The sequence below is a fragment of the Komagataeibacter kakiaceti JCM 25156 genome (assembly GCF_000613305.1).
In genome coordinates, this window is the sequence record NZ_BAIO01000138.1 from 1 (window position 1) to 5,414 (window position 5,414).

Genomic DNA, 5,414 nt, shown 5'->3' on the forward strand with positions numbered 1-5,414 from the left:
CGCGCGGCCAGCGCCCTGCGCCGCGTCAATCTGGACGGACAGGCCGAGCGCATGATCGATGCCCTTTCCGCCGGGCAGTTCCAGCGTCTCATGTTCGCGCGCCTGCTCATGTCGGATGCGCGCATCATCATGCTGGACGAACCCTTCACCGCGCTTGACGCCCCCACCACGCAGGATCTGCTGGAACTGGTGCGCGAATGGCATGCGCAGGGCCGCACCATCATCGCCGTGCTGCATGACATCCACCAGATCCGCACATGCTTCCCCCATGTCGTCCTGCTTTCGGCCGGGCGCGCCATGTGGGGGGAGACGACCCGTATCCTGACCCCGGACACCCTGCACGCAGCCTATGCCCCCACGCAGGCCGGGGGGGCGGCATGGTCATGAACATTCTCGCCGCCGTATGGGATCCGTTCGCGACCTTCGGCTTCATGCGCCGGGCGCTGGTGGCGTCCGTGGCGCTGGGCATGGGGGCCGGGCCGGTGGGGGTCATGCTGCAACTGCGCCGCATGAGTCTGATCGGTGACGCCATGAGCCACGCCATCCTGCCCGGCGCGGCGGTGGGTTTCCTGCTGGCGGGCGGGCTGTCACTGACCGCCATGGGGCTGGGCGGTATCATTGCGGGGCTGGGGGTGGCGCTGCTGGCCGGGCTGGTCAGCCGCCGCACCCATCTGGCCGAAGACGCCAGTTTCGCCAGTTTCTATCTCACCTCCCTCGCGCTGGGGGTGCTGATCGTCTCGGCGCGCGGGTCCAACATCGACCTGCTGCATGTGCTGTTCGGCACCATTCTGGCCATTGACGGGCCAGCCCTGTGCCTGATGGGCGGCATCACCACGCTGAGCGTATGCCTGCTTTCGGTCATCTGGCGGCCACTGGTCATGGAATGCGTGGATCCCGCTTCATGCGCCTGACCGGCGGGCATGGCGGGCTGTACCACATGATCTTCCTGTTCCTGGTGGTCATCAACCTGGTAGCGGGGTTCGAGGCGCTGGGCACGCTCATGTCGGTCGGCATGATGATGGTGCCCGCGGCGACCGCGCGGCTGTGGACCCGCCGCCTGCTGCCCATGATGGTCCTGTCAGCCGCCGTGGGCATGGCCGCGGGGCTGACCGGGCTGCTCGTATCGTATCATTTCCGGCTGGCCGCCGGGCCGTCCATCATCCTGACATGCAGCGTGCTGTATGTCCTCTCCCTCCTCGCATCCCCTGCCGGACTCCGGGCGGGGCGTGGTTCCTCTTGCGTGCAGGACTCCTGATCATGCGCCGTCTCATTCCCGTTCTCGGTCTTTGCGGCTTTCTGGCCGCGCCCTGCGCCCATGCCGCGCCAGCGGGGCATCCGCTGCACGCCGTCGCCAGCTTTACGGTGCTGGCCGATGTCGTGGCGCAGGTGGGGGGGGGCCATGTCAGCGTCACCTCGCTGGTACCGCCGGATGGCGACCCGCATGAATTCGAGCCCTCCCCCGATGACGCCCGGCAGTTGCGGCAGGCCGATATCGTATTCATGAGCGGCGAGGGGCTGGAAAGCTGGTTCGGGCGGCTGGCGCACGCGGCGGGTTATCAGGGCAGGCCGGTTATCGTCTCGAACGGGATCAGCGCCTATACGCAGCCCGGCGCGGGCCAGCCCGAAACCGACCCGCATGTGTGGAACAGCGTGCCCAATGTCATCATCTGGACCAACAACATCCGTGACGCGCTGATCGCGGCCGACCCGGTCGACGCAGAAAGTTTCCGCATGTCAGCCGCGCGCTATGTCACGCGGCTCAAGGCGCTGGATCAGGACATCCGCGTCCAGATCGCCACCATTCCCGCCGACCGACGGCGCGTCCTGACCAGCCATGACGCCTTTGGCTATTTCGGCCGAGCCTATGGCGTCACCTTCATGGCCCCGCAGCCTCTCGACCGAGACGGAAGCCTCGGCCGGGGATGTCGCGGCCCTGATCGACCAGATCCGGCACACGGGCATCACCACCTATTTCATGGAAAACGCCACCGATCCGCGCCTTGTCCAGCAGGTGGCCCATGCGACCGGCGCGCGGCCCGGCGGCGAACTCTATGCCGAGGCCCTGTCCCCCGCCAGCGGCCCCGCGCCCGACTACATCGCCATGATGCGCCATAACACCGACCTCATGATTGCGGCGATGCGTCCACACTGACCATTTCCTCCGCCGGGCGGGCCGCCACGAAGGGCGTCAGGTCGATCGTGTTGACATGCATGTCCACAACCGACTGGCGGTGCGTGATGGACACCACGGTCATGCCGGGACAGTCCTGCCGCAGCAGCCCGTACAGTGCGGCCTCGGACGCGGTGTCGAGGTTTGATGTGGATTCATCGAGAAACACCCAGCCCGGCCGCGCCAGCAGGATGCGGGCGAAGGCGAGGCGCTGGAGTTCACCGGGGGAGAGGGTCTGCCCCCATGGCGCCTCCTTGCCCAGCGACGTGACCAGCGCGCCCAGCCCGACCTGCCGCAGCACGCCCGCCACCTCTTCCACCGGGTAACACTCCACCCCCGCCGGATAGGTCACGGCGCGGTGCAGGGTGCCGGTGGGCACATAGGCCGCTGCGGCACGAACATCATGGGCTGGTCGGGCTGCGTGATCTCACCCGTCGCGAAGGGCCAGATCCCCGCGAGAACGCGGAACAGCGTGGACTTTCCGGTGCCCGAGGGACCGGTCACCACGCTCATCCGCCCATGCGCCAGCGTCAGGTTCACATCACGCAGCAGCAGCGCGCCATCGGGGCGGAAAACATCCATATGGCTGACCCGCATGTCCGCATTGGCGGGCGCGGGGAGAATCCGCACCTCGCTGCGCATGGCCTGCGCGCGGTCCATCACGCGCTGGAACGTGGCCAGACGCGCGACCTCCGCGTGCCATGTCGTCAGCGCGGCATAGGAATTGGACAGCCAGCCAGCGCGCCCTGCACGCGCGAGAACGCCATGACAAGCTGCATGAGCGTGCCGAAGCTCATCTTGCCCGCGAAATAGCGGATCGAGCCGATCAGCAGCGCGAAATTGCCCGAGACCACATCCAGCCCCGTGGTCAGCAGCCCCAGCCACTTGGTCCGGCGCATGATGGACAGGAAATTGCCATAGACCGAGGAAAACGACCGATCCAGCCCGGCCTGTTCCTCCGCCTCGCCCCGGTAGAGGGCGATTCCTTCCGCGTTGTTGCGGACATGGACCAGGCTGTAACGGAAATCGGCCTCCGCGCGCTGCTGGAAGAACTGCAGCCCCGCCAGCCTGTGCCCCGCCAGATGCGTGACCCATGTGGCCAGTATGGAATAGATCAGCGCCGCCAGAAGAAATAGCCCGGTATGGACATGCCCCACAGTTCCAGCGGCCCGGACAGCACCCATAACAGCCCCACATAGCTGAACAGGGTCACGATGTTGGACAGCAGGTTGATGAACTGCGTCAACGTATCGGTCACGAAGCTGTTGAGGTCTTCCTGTATGCGCTGGTCGGGGTTGTCGGCCCCGGCTTCCAGCCCGGACGTGGTGATGGCGATGCGGAAATAGGTCTGGTTCTCCATCCACTGCCGCGTCATGCGCGCGGTCAGCCACCGCCGCCAGCGCAACTGGAGCATCTGCTGCAGGTAGGTGGCGTAAACACTGAACAGGATGGCCGGAATGGTGATGATGAAGAAGCCGGGCACGAACCCGCTTTCATTATGCACATACCAGAACAGCCCGCGCAGGAAGGTCGTGGCGTCACGCTGCTGCAGGGCCGTGTAATACACATTGCGCGAAAAGGACTGGAGCAGATCCATCCCCACAATGGAAAAGGTCAGGACCAGGACCGCGCACAGTAACCCCCATGCCCATTTCCTGTCCTCGGACACGAAATAGGGACGGGTCAGGTACCACACGTCTTTCAGGAGAAGGCGCAAATGCTGCATATGAATCCCGCGCAGAGGGTTGGGGCCGTAAATCTTACCAGCATTCCCACGAAGTCGGGACGGACTCAATGTCCATTGCGCCTGATGGGTGGTTCAGGGGCGGGCGATGGGCGGCCTTAATCCTATTCACGACTTATTGACGCGGCGCCCAGGTGGGCCGTCGCCGCGTGCGGGAACAGGCGTGATCACGTAATATCGGCGGGCGACAGGGGTTTATCCCGTCATGGCCCCCGCGGCCGGATGGGCGGATATATCGAAAAGCCGAATGTCTGACCTATCAACCGCAGGGGGTACCGGCCGGGCGCATCGTGTTATCATGGACCCATGCTTCTCGCTTCACATATGACGGATGGTGCGCCCTCTCGCCGAGAGAATAATGCAAGGAAGAGTGGATATGATGTCATTCAGTCGCGTTCTGTGCGCCAGTGCTTTTGCCACCCTGCTTGGCGTGGCCCCGCTTGCCGCCCATGCCGAAACATCCCCCCCGACCGGCGCGGGCGTGGCCAACCAGGTCGAGCAGATCACGCCGGGCTCCCTGTCCGCCGATACGGTGTTTTCCGCCGTGGCGTCGGCCACGCCGGCCGATCTGGGTGGCGTGATGAACTACTGCATCCAGTCCAACTATCTCGATTCCAAGGAAGCATGGCCGGTCCTTGCGGCCCTGAACAAGAAGACGAACGATGTCCCCTCCGACAGCAAGGGCAACATGTCCTATGCCGATGGGTCCACCGGCCTGCTGAAGGTTGGCGGCGGGCAGCCCCCCATCTCGCTGGAAGACGCCTCGGCCGACATCCGCACGCAGGCCTGCGCCAAGGTGGAAGCCCGCGCCAAGTCCATGCTCTGATTGCGCCTGCCTGCCCATGCCCTGCCGGTTTCCCCCGGCAGGGCTTTTTATTGTACCCACACCCGCGAAAACGCCATGTGATACAGGCGGGTGGCGAAATAATTGCCCAGACGGGGCGAGACCAGATCCACATAGCTTATGCTGATCATCGGCGCCGCCGGGGCAAGGCGGGTGATCCGGTCATCCACCTGCCGCCATAACAGCTCCGCCGCCTGTGGGTCGGCGGTCGTGCGGATGCGTTGCGTCAGATCCTGCACCTCCGCATCGCACAGGCCGGAGATGTTGATGGAATTATCCGAACCGGCATGGAAATTCTCGCAGCCGAACAGTGTGTCCAGAAAATTGGAGGGCGAGGCATAATCCGCGTACCATCCCAGAAGACTGATCTGCACATGGTTGCCGGTGTTCTGGACGTAGGATCCCTCCATCGCCGCTGAAAGCGGATGCAGATGCGCCTGGTAGCCCATGGCCTGCAACATGTCGCGCAGGTAGGTGCCCATGCTGACATACATGGCGGTGGCGGGCACGATCAGGGTCACATCCTGCCCCGCTGTTCCGCTTTCACGCACAAGCTGGCGGGCGCGCGCCATGTCCGGAGCACGCCAGCCGTCTTCGGCGGGGTGGTCGGGGTCGGCACCCCGTGTCCACGCGCATGCGCCATCACCGGGCAGCAG

The 5,414-nt window shown here is 65.0% G+C and carries 3 protein-coding genes and 3 pseudogenes; 4 read left to right on the forward strand and 2 right to left on the reverse strand.

Translation table 11 applies throughout. The features are described from left to right. The 3 genes and pseudogenes from JCM25156_RS08925 to JCM25156_RS22940 form a co-directional block, all read left to right on the forward strand. Positions 1–387 (forward strand): ATP-binding cassette domain-containing protein (locus JCM25156_RS08925; protein WP_025812813.1); only part of this gene is annotated, 387 nt, incomplete at its 5' end. Next, positions 384–1,255: pseudogene (locus tag JCM25156_RS22935) on the forward strand (metal ABC transporter permease). The gene JCM25156_RS08925 and the pseudogene JCM25156_RS22935, both read left to right, overlap by 4 nt. A gap of 2 nt (positions 1,256–1,257) precedes the next feature. Next, positions 1,258–2,152: pseudogene (locus JCM25156_RS22940) on the forward strand (metal ABC transporter solute-binding protein, Zn/Mn family). Here JCM25156_RS22940 and JCM25156_RS32485 read toward each other — a convergent pair. Beyond that, positions 2,124–3,896 (reverse strand): annotated as a pseudogene (locus JCM25156_RS32485) (ABC transporter ATP-binding protein/permease). The pseudogenes JCM25156_RS22940 and JCM25156_RS32485 sit on opposite strands and share 29 nt — an antisense overlap. 394 nt (positions 3,897–4,290) lie before the next feature. Between JCM25156_RS32485 and JCM25156_RS08960 the strand changes: the two are divergent. Continuing rightward, entirely contained in the window at positions 4,291–4,740 is a 450-nt protein-coding gene (locus JCM25156_RS08960) for a DUF2501 domain-containing protein (protein ID WP_025812818.1), read from the forward strand. Positions 4,741–4,787: 47 nt separating this feature from the next. Here the strand turns inward: JCM25156_RS08960 and JCM25156_RS08965 are convergent. Further along, positions 4,788–5,414: ABC transporter substrate-binding protein (locus JCM25156_RS08965; protein ID WP_025812819.1), on the reverse strand; the 627-nt coding region annotated here is incomplete at its 5' end.